General features: G+C 57.2%; 21 protein-coding genes. 1 reads left to right on the top strand and 20 read right to left on the bottom strand.

Annotated elements, in window-relative coordinates:
• Nucleotides 1-237 precede the first annotated feature (237 nt).
• The 8 genes from U8U01_RS05395 to U8U01_RS05360 all read right to left on the bottom strand — a co-directional run bounded on the left by U8U01_RS05395 (nt 238) and on the right by U8U01_RS05360 (nt 6,889).
• Nucleotides 238-2,271: a DUF4097 family beta strand repeat-containing protein gene (locus tag U8U01_RS05395; RefSeq protein ID WP_322172338.1), complete on the bottom strand. Its 2,034-nt coding sequence runs from the start codon at nt 2,269-2,271 to the stop codon at nt 238-240.
• Nucleotides 2,264-2,416: a hypothetical protein gene (locus U8U01_RS05390; RefSeq protein ID WP_322172336.1), complete on the bottom strand. Its 153-nt coding sequence runs from the start codon at nt 2,414-2,416 to the stop codon at nt 2,264-2,266. Before U8U01_RS05390 ends, U8U01_RS05395 begins: the two co-directional genes overlap by 8 nt.
• 2 nt (nt 2,417-2,418) lie before the next feature.
• On the bottom strand, nt 2,419-2,820 hold the full coding sequence (locus U8U01_RS05385; protein ID WP_322172334.1) for a DUF2089 domain-containing protein: 402 nt from the start codon (nt 2,818-2,820) through the stop codon (nt 2,419-2,421).
• 263 nt (nt 2,821-3,083) lie between these two features.
• Nucleotides 3,084-4,097: a Gfo/Idh/MocA family protein gene (locus U8U01_RS05380; RefSeq protein WP_322172332.1), complete on the bottom strand. Its 1,014-nt coding sequence runs from the start codon at nt 4,095-4,097 to the stop codon at nt 3,084-3,086.
• Entirely contained in the window at nt 4,094-4,987 is an 894-nt protein-coding gene (locus U8U01_RS05375) for a sugar phosphate isomerase/epimerase family protein (protein WP_322172330.1), read from the bottom strand. The genes U8U01_RS05380 and U8U01_RS05375 overlap by 4 nt, the downstream gene beginning before the upstream one ends.
• 191 nt (nt 4,988-5,178) lie before the next feature.
• Nucleotides 5,179-6,270, bottom strand: a complete 1,092-nt coding sequence (locus U8U01_RS05370; protein ID WP_295759297.1) for an IS30 family transposase — start codon at nt 6,268-6,270, stop codon at nt 5,179-5,181.
• A gap of 63 nt (nt 6,271-6,333) precedes the next feature.
• Nucleotides 6,334-6,525: a RepB family protein gene (locus U8U01_RS05365; RefSeq protein ID WP_322172327.1), complete on the bottom strand. Its 192-nt coding sequence runs from the start codon at nt 6,523-6,525 to the stop codon at nt 6,334-6,336.
• A gap of 121 nt (nt 6,526-6,646) precedes the next feature.
• The gene (locus U8U01_RS05360) at nt 6,647-6,889 is read right to left on the bottom strand and encodes a helix-turn-helix domain-containing protein (protein WP_217959536.1); all 243 of its coding nucleotides are present in this window, start codon (nt 6,887-6,889) and stop codon (nt 6,647-6,649) included.
• Nucleotides 6,890-7,008: 119 nt separating this feature from the next.
• Here U8U01_RS05360 and U8U01_RS05355 point away from each other — a divergent pair, with 119 nt between their 5' ends.
• A complete protein-coding gene (locus U8U01_RS05355; protein WP_322172324.1) occupies nt 7,009-7,389 on the top strand; it encodes a hypothetical protein in 381 nt (126 codons plus the stop codon).
• A gap of 313 nt (nt 7,390-7,702) precedes the next feature.
• On the opposite strand, the gene U8U01_RS05350 is transcribed toward U8U01_RS05355, so the two are convergent.
• The 12 genes from U8U01_RS05350 to U8U01_RS05295 all read right to left on the bottom strand — a co-directional run bounded on the left by U8U01_RS05350 (nt 7,703) and on the right by U8U01_RS05295 (nt 16,296).
• Nucleotides 7,703-8,446, bottom strand: coding sequence for an N-acetylmuramoyl-L-alanine amidase (locus U8U01_RS05350; protein ID WP_295759288.1), 744 nt, complete (start codon nt 8,444-8,446; stop codon nt 7,703-7,705).
• A 17-nt stretch (nt 8,447-8,463) separates the two neighbouring features.
• The gene (locus U8U01_RS05345; protein ID WP_161473112.1) at nt 8,464-8,913 is read right to left on the bottom strand and encodes a phage holin family protein; all 450 of its coding nucleotides are present in this window, start codon (nt 8,911-8,913) and stop codon (nt 8,464-8,466) included.
• 15 nt (nt 8,914-8,928) lie between these two features.
• Nucleotides 8,929-9,144 (bottom strand): hypothetical protein, encoded by a 216-nt coding sequence (locus U8U01_RS05340; RefSeq protein WP_322172321.1) that lies wholly within the window; start codon nt 9,142-9,144, stop codon nt 8,929-8,931.
• Entirely contained in the window at nt 9,141-9,554 is a 414-nt protein-coding gene (locus U8U01_RS05335; protein ID WP_322172320.1) for a carbohydrate-binding protein, read from the bottom strand. Before U8U01_RS05335 ends, U8U01_RS05340 begins: the two co-directional genes overlap by 4 nt.
• Nucleotides 9,551-9,916 carry a hypothetical protein gene (locus tag U8U01_RS05330; RefSeq protein WP_322172319.1) on the bottom strand — a complete coding sequence of 122 codons (366 nt, stop codon included), beginning with the start codon at nt 9,914-9,916 and terminating at the stop codon, nt 9,551-9,553. The genes U8U01_RS05335 and U8U01_RS05330 overlap by 4 nt, the downstream gene beginning before the upstream one ends.
• Before the next feature lie 65 nt (nt 9,917-9,981).
• Complete coding sequence (locus U8U01_RS05325) at nt 9,982-11,214, bottom strand: DUF6273 domain-containing protein (RefSeq protein ID WP_322172318.1); 1,233 nt, start codon at nt 11,212-11,214, stop codon at nt 9,982-9,984.
• Nucleotides 11,215-11,217: 3 nt separating this feature from the next.
• Entirely contained in the window at nt 11,218-12,198 is a 981-nt protein-coding gene (locus U8U01_RS05320; protein WP_322172316.1) for a hypothetical protein, read from the bottom strand.
• A gap of 12 nt (nt 12,199-12,210) precedes the next feature.
• Nucleotides 12,211-14,181, bottom strand: coding sequence for a phage tail protein (locus U8U01_RS05315; RefSeq protein ID WP_331678409.1), 1,971 nt, complete (start codon nt 14,179-14,181; stop codon nt 12,211-12,213).
• Between the two features lie 29 nt (nt 14,182-14,210).
• Nucleotides 14,211-14,732 carry a phage distal tail protein gene (locus U8U01_RS05310; protein WP_322172312.1) on the bottom strand — a complete coding sequence of 174 codons (522 nt, stop codon included), beginning with the start codon at nt 14,730-14,732 and terminating at the stop codon, nt 14,211-14,213.
• Nucleotides 14,733-14,744: 12 nt separating this feature from the next.
• Complete coding sequence (locus tag U8U01_RS05305; RefSeq protein ID WP_161473101.1) at nt 14,745-15,125, bottom strand: phage tail fiber protein; 381 nt, start codon at nt 15,123-15,125, stop codon at nt 14,745-14,747.
• Nucleotides 15,126-15,382: 257 nt separating this feature from the next.
• Nucleotides 15,383-15,760: a hypothetical protein gene (locus tag U8U01_RS05300; RefSeq protein WP_322172310.1), complete on the bottom strand. Its 378-nt coding sequence runs from the start codon at nt 15,758-15,760 to the stop codon at nt 15,383-15,385.
• A gap of 119 nt (nt 15,761-15,879) precedes the next feature.
• Nucleotides 15,880-16,296: a hypothetical protein gene (locus U8U01_RS05295; protein ID WP_322172308.1), complete on the bottom strand. Its 417-nt coding sequence runs from the start codon at nt 16,294-16,296 to the stop codon at nt 15,880-15,882.
• Nucleotides 16,297-16,318 lie beyond the last annotated feature (22 nt).

The following is a 16,318-nucleotide window of genomic DNA, read 5'->3' as shown; positions in this document are numbered from 1 at the left end:
AAAAAAGAAAAAAGATGTTAAGTTTATGCTATCGGTCGAGCAGACGGGTTAAAAGTAAAAGAGAGGCAGATAGCGGTATAGGGATTCCAAAGGGGCTTTGCTCCTTTGGCGGGGTGCAGGGGCAGAGCCCCTGTCCGCCGGAGGCAAAACAACCCCGCCAGCCGGAACAAAAAAACCACCCGGAAACAGTAAGCCGGGTGGTTTTGCAAGTGGTAAAAGTGTGGGGGGAAGGGGGGATTAATCCTTGCGGCGGAGGATTTTCATGCTGCCGGAGGTGGTGCTCATCTTGATTTTGGTTTTGCCATTGCCGTAGGTGGCGCTGCTTTTTTTAGGGGTGCCGCTGGTGGAAACGGGGAAATCGGAGTGGAAACCGCCGGAAGCGGAACTATACTTGGCGGTAAAGCCCTGGTTTTCCGGGAGGATCAGGCGCAGGCTGCCGGAAACCGCACTGAATTTGGCCTCTTCCGGGCACTGGTCCACCGTCAGTTCAACACTGCCGGAAGTGCTGCTGACCTTGAAGTTTTCCGCATTGCCCCAGGCTTTCACTGAGCCGGAAACTGTACGGAGTTCGCAGGATTCAGCAGAAAAACCTTCGGCCAGCACAGTACCGGAAACCGTGTGCAGTTTCAGCGTTTCGGCGGACACATTATCCGATGTCCGCAGTGTGCCGGAAACGGTTTGGGCATCCAGTTCCTCGGCCTGGAGATCCTTCAACACCAAGGTGCCGGAAACACTGTTCAGTTGGAAATCCTCGCCGCCAAGGCCGGAAATCAGCAGGGTGCCGGAAAGGCTTTTGACCTTCAGGTCTTCTACTTGCCCGCAAAGCTGTTGGGGAACCCGAACAATCAGCTTTTTGGACTTCATCCCCAGGGAGCCGAGTCCCCAGCCGGATTTTTTCTGGTTGGCCCGATACCGCACCGTAAGTTCCGTCGCGTCCGATACGGCCATCTGCATCCGCTGATGCACATCCAGCCGGGTTTTGCTGTACTCGGCCAGTTCCACGCTGTTGCCCTCCCAGGGCACAACGGTAACGGAGCCGTAGGGCCAGTCAATTTCCAGCTTTTCGATGGCGCTAAGCCCAGCCATACAGCGGTAGACGAACATACCGTCCTCAAAACTTTCGCCCGCCGGGCCCCCTTGAACGCTAGCGTCCGGGGCGCCATCACTGCCGAAGTTCAGAAAATCTTCCTCTTCCCTTTCCTCCTCTTCCTCCTCTAACTCTTCCTCGCGCTGCTCCTGCCAATCCTCTACCATCTCCTGCAAGGAATCCTTCAGTTCGCTAACCGTGTCAGCCACATCGGCCATGGCCTCGCTGAGGTCAATGCCGATCTCCGTGCCAATGCCGTTCATGGCCTGGTTTATTTCCCGGCCCAGATTGTTCAGCCAGGCGCCCCAGCCGCCGGAATGCTGCCCGGACTGGTATGGCGAGGTGTCCTGGGACTGCCCTTTCTTGGCGCAAGCCTCCTCTACGGCAGCCTGGGCGGCCTCCTGGGCCTGGCGGGCGATCTTTTGTACTTCCTCTTGAAAACCCTCGGCGCCGGGCCCGAACTTGGTGTAAAGCTTTTCATAAGCGGGGTCATATACCGCCGCATAGGCGTTGCCGTAAATCTCGCCGTATTCCTCCTCGGTCAGGGGCCAGAAACTGTGCCGGGCGGTATGGTGGGCGGCGCGCGCAGCGTCCTGGGCATGGGCCTCTGCCACTTTTTGGTGGTATTGGTCAATTCTTCGCTGGTACTCAGCCATATCCTGCTGATAATCGGCGCTCTGCTGCTCCATCTGCCGGTGATACGCCTCCATATTTTCCCGGTAACGGGCCTGCACCGCATCCATGGCCTGCTGATAACGGTCAAGATCGGCCGGGTCGCCAGGGGTGGGCGGCGTGGGCGGTGTAGGAGGGGTGGGCGGCGTAGGCGGCGTAGGCGGCGTGGGTGGGGTAGGGGGCGTTGGCAGCGCCGGTTCGCCTACCATATCCGTATGCAGGTTTTCCACGCCCTCGTCCGTAAGGACCAGCTTGATACCGCCTGTATGGTCCGCCGCATGGGGAGCGCCATGGCCTTCTGTTGCCTCCAAAGTGCCGTCAGCGTATACATGGGTGGTGCTGCCGCTGTCATTGATGGTCACCAGGGGCGTTACCGCCTCCTCCACCCCAACGGGTTCCTCGTCCTCCAAAGCTGCCAGCAGGCGGTTGGCCTCCTCCTGTGAAACCTTGCCCTGCTCCAACAGTTCCAGGATCATACGCTTGCTGTCATTCATGCCGTTTTTCTCATTCATGCCGATCCCCGCCTTCCCGGTTATGTTTTTTGCAGAAATGGTTGGCCATTCTTTCCCAGCGCTCCACGGTGGCCAGCCGCAGGGCATTTTCCCTGGTCATATCCAGGTAGTTGACCATTTTAGGCACATTATCAAAGTCACACATCCCTATTTCCCACCTTTCACTTGCTGCAAGGCCGCAATGGCAGCGTTAACATCCATTTCCCCTGCTGAGAGCCGGGCGAGGATGCCCGCCCGTTCCTCTTCGGCGCGGGCCTGGAGCTGCTCGGTTTTTTCGTCCAGATGCAGGGCAGCCAGGGCGGCATCCAGCATATTCTTTACCGTAGGGTAGCTGACGCCCAGGGCTTTTTCGACTTCTTTGATAGAGCCCCGGCAGCGGAGGAATACTTCCACAAACTGTAAGTGCTTATCCTCCAGTGTGCAAAACCGGCAGGGGGAAAAGTTTCCGCTGAGTTCGGCGCCGCAGTGGCTGCATTGCAGGCGTGTTACCTGCATATTCTCTCCGCAAACAGGGCACTGGGCGGGCGCGTGATAATTCTTTTGGGCCATGCTTGTCACCTCTTTCTGATAATCCGTGCTTGCTATGGCTGTATTATATCGCCAAAACTTAAACTTGTCAATAGGGAAATTAACTTTTTTAATTAATAAATTAAAAATATTGAAAAATGCAAAAAACACAGGGGCTTATTAAAACAACATATATTCGTTTATTTGCGAAACCATAGGAAATAATGCCAAAAAAGAAAACTGAGCGCAAAAACGCTCAGTTTCAAAGTAAGAAAAGGCGGAAAACACAGGCGGGCAAGGCCCATTTACCCCTGCCTCCCCTGCCGGGCCGCGTCATAAAGGGCCAGCATCAAGCCAATGGTATCGGCTACCCCGGCAGTATCGTTCCGAAAGGGCTGCCCGGTGCGCAGGCAGTCGTAGAAGTCCGCAATACACCGCCCGTGGCTACTGCCCCAGTAGCTTTTGCCGGGCCCCTCCTGGCTTTCCAGGGAGAAATCCCGGTGGGTGGTGCGGCCATCTGCCCAGCGCGCCGTTACAGCCTCCCCTTCAATCCGCAGGGACAAGTGCTCGCAGGCAATATCCAGCAGCACAGGGGCGTCGGTACAATAAGCGGTGCTGGCAAAAAACAAGCCGCGGGCGCCCGAAAAGTCTATAGCAGCCTCCAACGTATCCTCAACCTGGATGACCCCCTGCAAGTGGTGGTTGCTGAGGCTGGCCCCCAGCGCCTTACCCGGCCCCAAAAAGCGGACCATCAGATCCAGCGTGTGGATAGCCTGGTTGATCAGCGCGCCGCCACCCTCTGTGGCCAAATCGCCCCGCCAACCGCTCTCGGTGTAATAGGGGGCCTCCCGCCGCCAGGTAACAACCCCCCTGGCGCCTAAAATCCGTCCGGCATCCCCATCGTCCAGCAGGGTCCGGGCGTATTGCACACTGGGGTTGTAGCGGTTTTGAAAACACACCCCCACCCGCACCTTCTCCTCCAGCAACTGGAATTCCTGCCACTGCTGATGGGAAATGACCGGCGGTTTTTCCGTAAACACGTGGATGCCCCGTTCTGCCGCAGCCTGGGCCATGGGCAGGTGGAGATAATGGGGCGTGCAAATATGGAGTACGTCAATGGTTTCCCCGGCCAGCAGCTCTTCCAGGCTGGCATAAGCTGTGCCGCCGTATTGGGCAGCCAGAGCCTGGGCCCTTTCGGGCTTTATATCGGCAAAAGCCAGCAGTTGGGCTGTGGGCTGCCGGGACAGGGCATGGGCGTGTACCTGGGCGATGCCGCCGCAACCCACAATGGCGCACCGCAGCTTTTCCTGGCCCATCATAACAGCACCTCCCCGGTTTGCGCGGAAACCTGCCCAATCACCGCGCGCAGGGTGTCCAGGGCCAGTTCCCAGGCGGTTCTGCCGTCCAAGGCGCTGTCCCGCTTGGCAGGATCCTGCTCCAGCGCCGCCAGCCCGGCAAAGTCCACCAAATGGGGCTCAAGGGACAGGAAACCTTGCCAGCCGCCGGTAACCAGGCTGATTAAAATCTCCGGGATATGCCCCTCGCCCTGGCCGGCCGGCACGATTTTCGTGGTGCGGCCCGCCGGGCCCTCCTGTACGGCACAATCCTTTATATGGATATACTCGATAAAGGGGCGCAGCATCTGGTAGGCGGCAAGGGTATCCTGGCCCACCTCCACAAAATTGGCAAAGTCAAACACCGCCCGCAGATGGGGGCTGGCCAGATGTTCCAGCAAGTCCAGGCAGCGGGGGGCAGTATCCCCGTAAATGCCCTTCTCGTTTTCATGCAGAAGCATAGCGTCCCAGCGGGCGGCCTCACCGGCTATAGAGGCCAGCCGTTCCAACACCTGCCCCCGGAAATCAGCGGCAGGCCGGTCCTGCGGGAGATAGAAACTGAACATACGCAGATAAGGCGCGCCCAGTTCCTTTTGAATCTCCAGGGTGCGTTTCAGTTTTTCCATATGGGGGGCAAAGCTGTCGGTAATGGCGATCTTCCCAATGGGGGAGCCGATGGAAGATACCCCGATACCGGCGGCAGAGAGCGCCGCCTTTACCTCCCGCAACTGCTGGGGGGAAAGGTCGGAAACATTGGTCTGGTCTATGCCACGCAGTTCAATATGGGAAACATGAAGGTCCTGAAGGGCCTGGAGTTGGACGGAAAAGCTGGGGGAGATCTCGTCGGCAAAGCCGGAAAGGTACAGGCGGGCCATAATGAACACTCCTTTAGGGGAAATCTGGGAATATTATAGGCGCAGGGGGCGGAAAAGTCAAGGCGGGCGGGCAAAAAAGGCCGGAAAGGGGGAACAAGCAAAGCGTGGGGCAGGGCCTGCCGGTAAATAACGTAAAAAAACAAAAAAAGGGCAAATGTCAAGTAATTTATGCGAAAAAACTATAAAATATTTTACGCGGCGAGTCCGACGGCCTCGGAGAACACGCTCGCGGCGCTCCGAAAGCCTAAAATCCCTCGCGGGTAATTGTTGAGCCACGTCTCGGCGGCTTTGACCTCGGAGGGCCTCACTTTATCAAAATTTGTACCTTTCGGGAACTTCCGGCGTATCATGCGGTTTATATTCTCGTTCGTCCCCCGCTCGCAAGCTGTGTACGGGTGACAGTAATAAACGGTCGTTCTCTTTTTCCCTTTCCTCCGGCGGCTCCGCTCGAGGCCCTCGCAATCCGCAAACTCGGAGCCGTTGTCGAAAGTAATCGACTTGAATATCCTCGGGAAGTCCGCGCCGAAACGCCTCTCGAGTCTGTCCAGCGCCCGGACGACGCTCTTTGTAGTGCCGTCCGGGATTTTTATAATTATCTCGTTCCGGGTAGCCCGCTCGGAGAATACGAGGAGCCTCGCCCTTGAGCCTTTCTTTCCGACGACGGTATCGCCCTCCCAATGTCCGACCTCCTCGCGGGTCTCGACCTCTGGCGGGCGCTCCTCAATACTCCGGCCCCGAGGAGCCCTTTTCTCGCGCACCTTTTTATACTCCCGCTTGCGCTGGCCTTTCTCCGGGAGGTCTTTATTTGTGATATGGGGGAAGATATTCCCGTCGTCTATGTACTTGTAAATCGTGGCCCGGCAAAATGTGATATGGTATTTCTCGAGATACTCCTCCTCCCGCAAAAGGGCGCACACGGCGACCGGGGAATAGTCCTCGTGTAAAATCTTCTCCTCTATGAACTCGGCGACGGCGAAATTATTCCCGATTTTAAGGGGCGCTCCCTTTGCGGCGAGCCCCTCTTGATATTTCGCCTCGGCTTTGTCGGCGCTATACCGTATCTCTGTCGTGTAATCGCTGTTAAGGTGTTCATACTCCCCGCGCTTGATTTCCCGGTATATGGTGGAGATATGTACCCGGAGCTCGTCGGCTATGGTCTGCTTGTGTATCTTCTGGCGGAGCATGACCTCGAGGCGGAGTCTCTTTTTATACGTCAAGTGCTCGTACTTTTTCTCTTTCTGCTTTTTATCCGCCTTTTTTGCCGCGTCCTTTCTCCGTGCCATTGTCCGGCCCTCCCCCTAAAAATCGAAAAAAGGGGGACGGCCTCCCGTCCCCCTTGCCCTCGTTTACTCGCTCAAAAAATCCTCTATTGCCTTTTTGATAATCTGCGCTTGCGAAATTCCCTTGACGGCGCATTTATCCTTGAAAGCCGCCGCGAGGTCTTTCGGGACATATGCAGTAACCGCCCCGTAGGTTTTTTGATTGTACCGCCTCTTTACCGCCGAGGAGGTCTCGCTTTTTCTTTTCCCCTCCGCCATTCTTTCGCCTCCTCCGTAAATTCTTGCTAATAAAATATCATACTCTCGAGAGTATGTCAATAGTTTTACTCGAATTTATGCGAAAAAATTAGCCCGGCGGGAGCTCTCCGTCGGGCCGTTCTTATTCTTTGCCTGTGAGCCAATCCATAGACACGCCTAAAACCTCGGCGAACGTCATTAGCTCGTAGTCGGTTATAAACCTGTCCCCGGTCTCTATCTTTGAGATAGCCTCCCGCTCGATAGTTACCCCTCGCACCTGCATACGGGCGGAGAGGTCGGCTTGTGATATTCGTAGCGTCGTGCGCCGCTGGTGGATACGCTCCCCGGCGACGTTCTTTAGACCGTTATAGTCGTAAATCTTCAAAAAATTGCCCTCCCTGTGTTGTGGCCTCTTGACTGTAACATGAATTTCATGTATTCTTGTAATAAAGATTTACTAACCGTATTTCTTTCCTACGATTTGTAAAAATAGGAGGTCTCATTATGGCAAAGCACGAGGTTACTTGTTTGAAATGCGGGCGGCGTTTTGACGCTAACGAGGGCGGCTCTTATTTGCCCGAGTCCCATAGGTACATTTGTAAGAAATGCGTCGATAAACAAAAAAGTAAGCAAGCGGAGGCCGAGAAAGCTCGCAAAGCCGCCGAGCGCGAGGAGCAAGCGAACGAGCGCGAGGCAAGGACGGGTATGCGCCAATCCGTCCCGGCTATGATTGCTAAAATTGCCGCCGGAGCCGTTGTTTTAATAGGCTCGTTCCCCCTGCTGGCGCAAGAGAGTACGATAGAGTTTATCGTCGGCGTTGCTATCGCCGCCGGGCTTGCGGTATGGGGACTCGCCCCGTATCTGAAAGCGAAAAAGCGGGGTTGATACTATGTTTATCAGCTTTTCAAAGCGTCTAAAGGCTATGGGCGGTTTCCGGCTCGGTATCGGCTTGCGGCTTACAAAAAGTAATTGTTGGTATTTCCTTTTTGTGTTGTTACTTGTCGGCTGTTTCTACCTCTGTTTATATTCCGTGGTAGCTTGTGGGTGGGCTCTGTATTTTATTTTGTACGGCCTTTATAAGATTTACTATCTCATTTTCAAATACGGTGCTATCGGCGCAAAAAGACTATATACTTTCATTAAGAGTTTACATTAAAGAGAAAAGCGGGCGAGGGTATCAAACCCCCGCCCGCTTTTCTTATTTCTTGTCCGGGAGAGCCTCGAGGAGCCCGGCCCTCTCGAGCGTCCGATAGAGCACGGCGGCGACCTGTTCGCGGGTAATCGGCTTTTGCCAATCGAAATTACCCGCGCCGTCCCCGGCAAAAATTCCCTTGCGCTTGCAATACTCCGTTGCGGCCTTGGCCCATGCGGAGGGATTGTCTCCCGTCCCGGCGGGCTTGTCCTCCGCCGCGAGCCGTTTCGTTACCTCCGCCGCGATTTCCCCGTGACGGCTATACAGATATTCGCCGGGACAAGCCTTGTTTGCAAACCACCGATGAACGGTCAAAACCATTTCGTCAGCTTTCGGCGTGTAGGCGAGTGTCTTTTCCTTGTCTCCAAACCATAAGAGCCGCTTTTTCCCGTTCCTCTTGCAAATGTCGGCACAGAGGTCGAGGAGTGCGGAAAATGCGGCGGCTTTCACGGCGTAGGGGTGTGCGGTATCGCTGGCGACCTCGATAGTAACCGCCCTGTGGTCGTTCGCCCCGCTCGAGGTACACCACGAGCGGTCTTTTTCCTCGACGTACATACCGATACGCCCGTCGAGCCCGATACCATAGTTAGAGCTTGCCTCCCGGCTCTCCGGGGCGAAAATCTCCCCAATACGCTCCGCCGTACACTGTCCCACAACACAATGGATAGAGATACGGTCGATAGCGTGATTTCGCGGGCTGTTCTTGTTCGGAGAAATCCTCGTATAGCTTACCAAATTACTATTGCTCATTTTTTGCGCCTCCGTTTTTACTGTGTTTCGTTCTCGCCTGTGTTCTCTACGGTCTTTTTCAATTTTTCAATGAGTTTCAGCAGAAAAGCGGGGAGAGGTACGCCAATCTCCGAAATGTTCTCGAGAATAGAGATACACTCATTGAGTACGAGCCAGATAGTCACGAGTAAGCCAAAAAAGAAAAAGCCTCCGAAATCAATCCCGATTTCCGCCCCCGCTACCTGTACGACCCAATCCGCGACAATAGCCACGGCGACGGCGAGAAGATAGGCGACCTTTTTCACAATGCCCAGCACCCCCACGCGGGAGGAGAGCTCGCACTTGACCCACGCGCTCACCATGCCGGAGAGGTAGTCGATAACCATAACTCCGGCGAGGACAAAAACCGGGATAGCAAGCTCCCGGAGATAGGCGGTAGCCGCCGCCATAGCGACCGCGATAGCGGCCTTTAAGGTTGTTTCTTTCATGCTGTTTTACCTCCGTTATTCTTCTATGTAGTCGAGTACGACGGTCTCTTTCCCCGGCAAAAGGGCGCACCCGCGAACGTGGTAAATCTCCCCTCCCACGAGAACGCCCTCGCCCTCGTCCTCGCCGCACACGAGATAAAGGCCGGGAGCGGTGAGGCGTACCCATATCAACGCCTCTAACCGGGCAATCTCTACACCCCCTTTCGAGACCGTGTAGACCGCCCGGCTCATTCTACCCGCTCCCATGCCGCCGGGTATTCCTCCGGCGACCATGTATTACCGTCCATCGTGCTACGATAGACGGAGCCCTTGTAAACGACCTTATCGCCCTTTTTGTATGCGTTGTGCGCCCCGGTCGGCCTCGTCCACTCGTCGAGGCCCGTCTCGCCGTTCACCTTTACCGGGCTCCAAAGCGACGCGGCGGCGGGCGGGCTCCACTCCGCCGCCGACGTGTGAGCGGTCTCGCACTCGTAGAGGCCCCCTTTATGCCGTACCCGTGTCCCGGCGGCGTAGTCTCGGCCCGGCTCCCACGCCGGGAAAAGCTCGACGGCCTCGAGCGCGGTCTCGTCGTCCAGCCCGGCGGCGGAGACGCTCCGCTCTATCACGGCCCGGAGCTTTTTCGCTTTCTCTACGGAAATCATTCGCTACTACCTCCCGTCAGAATGTTAATAACCTCCTCGGCCTGTTCGACGAGGAGCGTCCCGCTCGTCTCCTCGAGCGTGGCCTCCTGTTCCATGCCGAGGAGCTCCCCGCCGGGGAGCTTGAAAACAATGTCCTCGGCGGTCTTTACCGTGTTCCCGTCCTCGTCGGTATGCTCATAGGGGAGCTTGACGCACACGCCCCCGGCCTCCGCCGGGTCGCAAGGAACATACGAGCCATTGCCCGCGAACGTGTGCGATTTCGGGAGTATCTTTACCCGGTCGTATGTGAAAACGTAAATCTCCCGCGCAAGGTCGAGGTAATCGGCGGGGCTTTCGCCCCGCCGGGATTTCGGTACGCTCATTTACTGCCTCCTCTCGGCTCTCCGTGGAATTGCGCCCATTGAGGGCGCAATTTCCGAGGCCCGAATTATACGCAAAAGCCCGGCGCAAAAGCGAGCGAACCGTTCGCGTTCGCAGAGTTGACCGTGCCGCCTGCGCCCACACGCACAAAGTCAGCGGAGATGCCCCGATGCGGGGAGCGGAGCCACCACTTAACGGCGGTTGTCGTCGCGTCGTGCCGATACTTTATCTTGCTGTTTCCTGCCTTATAATAGTCGTATTGCGCTTGTTTGTTTGCCTCGTATGTATTTGCATAGGTGATAGTCCCGAAAACCTCGTACTCCGCAAGCGGGAAAAATTTCTCTGTCGTGGCGGTTACGTTTGCTTGCGCGGTCGAGGCGTTCCCGGTGTTATCCGTGTACTTTGTAACGGTCTTGAGGTTGGAACGGAGGTCAGAGGGGACGACGCTCTCGAACGCCGGGCAAATTGTCTTTTTCATGTACGACCCAGCCCAGCCCCCCGCGTTCGTGTTGCTGGTGTTCATGCGGAAAGCCGCCGAGGAGCCCGTTGAGTTGTAGGAGCTATCGCAAAGAGCTACGTCCGTCCCGCCGGATACGGCGGTCTTTGCAAGCTGGAAGTGGATACGGTTAGAGCCCTCATACCCGGCGTTGTGATTAAACCCGAGGATAAAGGCGTATGTCGTGAAGTTGGAGAGGGAGAGCGAGCCGACCGTCCCGTTAAGGGTGACGGCCTTTCGGTCGCCGACGCTCCAATAGTTAGCCCCCTGTCCCTTATCGGAGACGCTCCGAATTGTGGCCCACGAGTTACTATTGAGCGTGGAGCTTACGAAAGAGAGCGTCAGCGAGTACGAGGTCGTGCTCGATACGACGTTGACCGTCCCGCTCGTGCTCTGCCCGTTCTGCGTGGCCTCGACCGTGTATGTCCCCGTTTCCGTCACGGTAAAGGATACTGTCCCCGTGCTTGTCTTTGTCTGCAAGGTGGAGCCGCCCTTTTTGAGCGTGACGGTCGCGCCGGATGGCGCGGTTACGTTGATAGTCGCCGAGTAGAACGTCAGGGAGACCGCGTAGCTATCGACTACGCTAATCGTTTTCGTGTCGGAGGTCTGCCCGGAGAGCGTCGCCTTTACCGTCCACGTCCCGGCCTCCGGGAGCTTGAGGGTACACGAGCCGGAGGAGGAGGCCGTCCCCGTGACCGTCCGGCTCCCCTTTGTCGCCGTGACCGCCGCGCCCGCCTTGACCGTGACGACGAGGGAGAGGCTCGTCCCCGCCGCGCCCCCGGTCGCGTTTGTTCTTCCTATCATGCCTTACACCGCCTTTTCACATTTGATAACCGGGAGCGTGATAGCGCCGCCCGGCTTTTCTGCCGCGTAAATTGTGACCGTTCCAGCCCCGGAGAGGGCGACCGGGGCGAAATTGCCGCCCGTGGCCTCCGTCACGCCGAAAGTGACCTCCGGGACGTGATTAGCCGTTACCCCGGCGCACGAGATAACGGCGGCGAACGGGTAGCCCGCATAGGTGGATCTATTCGCCCACGCCGAGGCCGCGACCGTGACGTTTTGGAAAATCTTTACCTCCGCGTACCCGGTATGAGAATGGGAGGCGGCGGCGAAATCCGCCGCTTTCTTTCCGCTGTCCTTTACGGCCCCGGTCGTGCCGTCGAACGCGACGAAATTCCCCGAGACCGGGGAGGCGGGCTTTTCGATGTACCCGGTATGAGAATGGGAGGCCGGGGCGAAATCCTCCGGCTTTTTCCCGCTGTCCTTTACGGCCCCGGTCGTTCCGTCAAACGCGGGGAAATTCCCCGAGACCGGGGAGGCGGGCTTTTCGATGTACCCGGTATGAGAATGGGAGGCCGGGGCGAAATCTTCCGGCTTTTTCCCGCTGTCTTTTTGCGCCCCGGTCGTGCCGTCGAACGCGACGAAATTCCCGGAGACCGGGGAGGGGACTATATCCGGCTTGCCCGTGTCCAGCGCCTTAATATTTTCCTGTACCGCCGTTTGGTCTGCCGCCGTGAAATAGCGCCCGATAATATCGCCCTTTGTCCACGAGCGCGGGGTCGTGCCGTCGTACCCCCGCTCGATGGTGAGGACGTTCCCGGCCTTTGCCGTCATGAGGACGGTTTCCGCCGTGGTGGTATCCGCGCCAATCGTCAAAATGTTAGGCGCGTCCGGCAAGATAGAGCCGTCGAGGACGGTTACGCTCGTGTCGGAGGTCGTGAGAGCTCCGGCGAGCGTGGTCTCCGGCGTGTTCGGCTGTGCCGGGTACATTGTCTTTAACTCTGCCATTGTGTAACCCCCTTAATAATCCCCGCCGCCGCGAGAATTGCAAAAAGTTTGAGAGAATACCGCGCCGACGATACGGCTCATAGTGTCCGGGAGTATCTCGACCGTATGCCATGCGTTACGTTGGATTTTCCCGCCGCCGTCCTTTGAGAGATAGGCTACAATGTCGATATTGTCGTAGCTCGCCGGGGTCGGTATCGTTCTCCCGTCTACCTTGATAACCGCTCTCGAGGCCCGAGAGCCCTCGTAGATACCGAATTGTATCGCGTGGGTGTGGTCTTTTACGGTGTGGGTATGGTCTTTTATCGTGTGGGTGTGAGCGTCTACCCGGTGAGTGTGAGCGTCTACTCTGTGCGTGTGGGCGCTTACGTTGTGGGTATGCGCGTCTATTCTGTGGGTGTGGGCCTGTATGGTGTGTGCGTGGGCCGGGTGTGTGTGCTTGCCTGACGGGACGAAAGTACGATACCCCGTGATTTTCCCCGAGCCGTCCGTCAGCGCGAGCTTGTCGCCCCTTACAAGCGCGTGATTATGATTTGCTCCGCCCGGCCCGCCGTCGTCGTATGAGTCGTGAACGGTGTTAGAGCTTACAAGAGCTACGGAGGAGCTCGTCTGTCCTCCGCCGGAGCTCGTAGTCTGCCCGCCGCCCGCCGAGGTAGTCGCTCCGCCGCCCGCCGAGGTAGTAGAGCCGCCGCCGCTGGACGTGGTAGAGCCCCCGCCGCTTGAGGTCGTTTGCCCGCCGCCGCCGGAGGTCGTTTGTCCGCCCCCGCCTCCGATAGCTTTCTCGAACGCCCGGAACGGCTCAAACTGGATATTGAGGAGCATTTTGTTTATACGGACGACCGACTCGGAGATATAGAGCTTGAGGGTCGCCGGGTGAGACGTGTCCGCATTGTCGGCAAAATTGTAAATCTGCTGATTTGTGGAGCCTTGCGCGTAGGTCTCCCCGATAAGGGCGCGGCTCTGCAAGTCGGAGATACTCCCGGCTATATCCTGCGACTTGTTCGCGAGCGTGACCGTTACCGTTCCGGGGTCTCCCTGTGCGTCGTCCTTTGTCACGCTTACGATACGGGTACGGAGGTTAATCTTGTCCTCGTCGTCGATAACGCGGACGATTTCCCCCGGCCTAAACCGCGAGAAAGCGTCTTTCGTGAGACGGTGGAGGTCGATAGCGCCTATCTCATAGGAGACGTAGGGCTCGGCGCTCTCCCGTAGAATCTGCTTTGCGTATGCCTTGAGATTTTCCGCGACCTCATACCGGGTATCGACAAGGATAGTCGAGCAAAGCCCGTATTTCTCGATACTCAAAGCGTCCTCGACGTATGGGAGCCCTCCGTTTACCCCGGCTATGGTGAGTTGATTAACCCCCTCGCCATAGCCGAGCGCGTATATCCGATTTGCGAGCCCGGTCGCGTCCAGCGTCTTTTTTATGTTCGTCATGTTTTTAGCGTACCGTATCTCGCTCTTGAGCTTTTCCGACGGCGCTATGAGGGAGAGCGTCCACGGGTAGCCCGTGGTATCCCACTCCCATAGATAGTCGCTATCGAAACACTCGGGGACTGCAAAGAGGGCGGAGAGGAGGGTCGAGTTTTCCCAATTATATTCAAACTGCCGGGCAAACCCGCACGAGCCCAAAACCCAATTTTTGACCGTCTGCCGGGCGAGGATATAGTTTAATACCGCCGCCGTCCGTATCCCCGTGCCGCCGCATTGATGATACTGGAAAAGCACGTCGTTTAAGAGGGTCGCGAGGACGTGCTCGCAATTATAGAACCGCGTCGCGCCGTCGCCCCGCTCTAAATCCTCCCCGATGATACGAAAGAGGTCGATACGCTCGTCCCCGTCGAAAATCTCGACGTAGTTTAGAGGCTCGCAATACTGATTTTTCTTGTCGTCCGCTGGCATGGTAAAGGTAGCCGTCCATAGGGAGTTAGCCTCGAGGGTATAGCCGACGCTCATAGCGTTATCGAGATAGGCGAGCCGTTTCATATTGCGGTCGAATATTTGAGGAACCGCCATTATAACCACCTATCTTTCCAGAGGATTTTTATATCCGCCGTTGTGCCGCCCTCGACGATAAGGTCGTTTACCCCGCTCATGAGCTTAAAGAAAACGCTCGCGTCGCTTACACGGTCTACGATGTTCACGCCGTTAAGCGTTACCGTCATGTGCTCCGTGTCGATAATGAGCTCGTCCCCGGCGACCATATTCACGCCCGCGACCGTCAAAACCTCTTGCCCGTAGGTCGATACCCCCGTCCCGCTGGCGGTCGTGACGGCCTCGGCGACCGCCGCAAAAAACCGGGTACGGATATAATCGCCGACGGCCTCCGTTACCGCCTCCGCCGTGCCGGATGGGAGTAGCACCCGGACGACTTCGCCCGAGGAGCCCGTCCCGGCCTCCGCCTCGCCGGACAAGTAGCGGATAATGAGAACCGCGCCGCCGCTCCCGCTCTCGACGTTCGCCGTCGCCGTCCACTCGAACACAAAACGGGCCTTTCGGTTATACGGCGCACGGTTGTACGGTGTGCGGTTAAACATAGGCCCGCCCCCTTACGAGATATTGCAGACGATAGCGCCCGCGTTGACGGTGATAGCGTCGCCGTTGAGGACGTTCTTACCACGGGCGAACGAGCCGAACCATAGGAGATTGCCGCCCGTCTGCGAGTCGAAAATCCCCCAATAGGAGACCGTCCCAATATCCGCCGTGATAACGCCGTAATCTACCGCGTCGGTATTCTTGACCTGTTGCTTTCCGGCGACGAGGCTCGGCGCGTCGAAAGAGATAACCTTTCGAGCGTAGCCCCCGCCGCTTGCCTCCGTGCCTGTGCCGCTGGCGGTTGGGTCGGTGAGGAAAAGGGCGAGGTAATACGTCCCGCTCCGCAACGAGGTATTGAGGATAGACGCGGCGTGTACGTTAGATAGAGCTGCCATTTTTGAAAACCTCCGTTTCTTTAATCAACCTTTATCCGCGTTACGGTGAGGTCGGTAATACGGCCCCGCGCCGTGATATAGATAAGGCAATCCGTCTCTTGAGAGCCGTTTACGTTGACCTTTTCCGTATGCGGTAGTGATACAGAATGGTGTACTGTGTGACCCGTTTCGCCGGGAGGAGCGTCCTATCGACGCTCCGAAAGACGACACCCATAGCCCCGCTATGGGTGTTATTGAACGTAAAGCCCAGCGCCACGCTATACCACTCCTTTCCCGCGAGACTTCGCTTTCTGCATATTGTAGAGCTCCCTCGATATTTTCTTTACGTCTGCCTCCTCGCGGACGACGAGCTCGGCGATATGGAAATTATTCGTTACCGTCGTATCCCCGCCGCCGGAGACCGCCGCCCGGCTCCGCTCGTCTGTCAAAGACGGGACGGAGGCGGCTACTTGCTCTATCGTGGCTTTCGCGGAAAATCCCGTCTCTATCTCCCCGATGGAGTCGGCGAGAGAGGCGTTTACTTTCTTCATTCCGCCCTCTACCTCGTTGAGCATTTCCGCCGTCATATTGCCGTAGGCTTTGACCGCTTTCCCCTTGTTCTTATCGAGGCCGACGACCGCGCCCTCGACATTCATTTATTCGCCCTCCTTGTTTCCTTTCTTACCGTGGGCTTTAAGGTAAAGCTCCCATAGGTCGAAAACCTCGCCCGGAGGCATAAAAAGCGCCTCCGTTACGGATAGCCCACATAGGACGGCTACGCGGTAGTATTCCGCCCGCCGTATGGTGTTTTTTTTTGATTGAGCTCCTCGAGGCCCTCGTCGTACTCGCCGCCGTCCTCCGTCTCGACCTCCCGCCCATACCCGAGCGTGATAGCCCGGATAACCGCGTTTTTGAGGTCTACGACCTCGAACGGCCTCACGAGGAGGAGGAAATCGTCCCGCTCTGGGATTTTCCCCGGCTCATAGCCCAGCCGCCGACGGATAAGCTCGCCCCGCTCCGCTAAAAGCGCGGCGGCGGCGCAAGTGGCCTCGAACGCCTCCCGCGTATCCGGCTCGACGGCCTCGAGAAGTAGCTTTGTCCCCCCAAAATCGTCCCGGATTTGAAACATAGCCTCTCCGTCCAGCACGAGGAAATACGAGTCCTCGCCGACCGTGATTTTTGCCGCTTTCATGCTGTCGCCTCCAATCACCAAA

The sequence above is a fragment of the Acutalibacter caecimuris genome, from assembly GCF_034335085.1.
GTDB classification, from domain to species: Bacteria; Bacillota; Clostridia; order Oscillospirales; family Acutalibacteraceae; genus Acutalibacter; species Acutalibacter caecimuris.
Note: the sequence above shows the minus strand (reverse complement) of the source record. Positions and strands in the feature narration are given on the sequence as shown.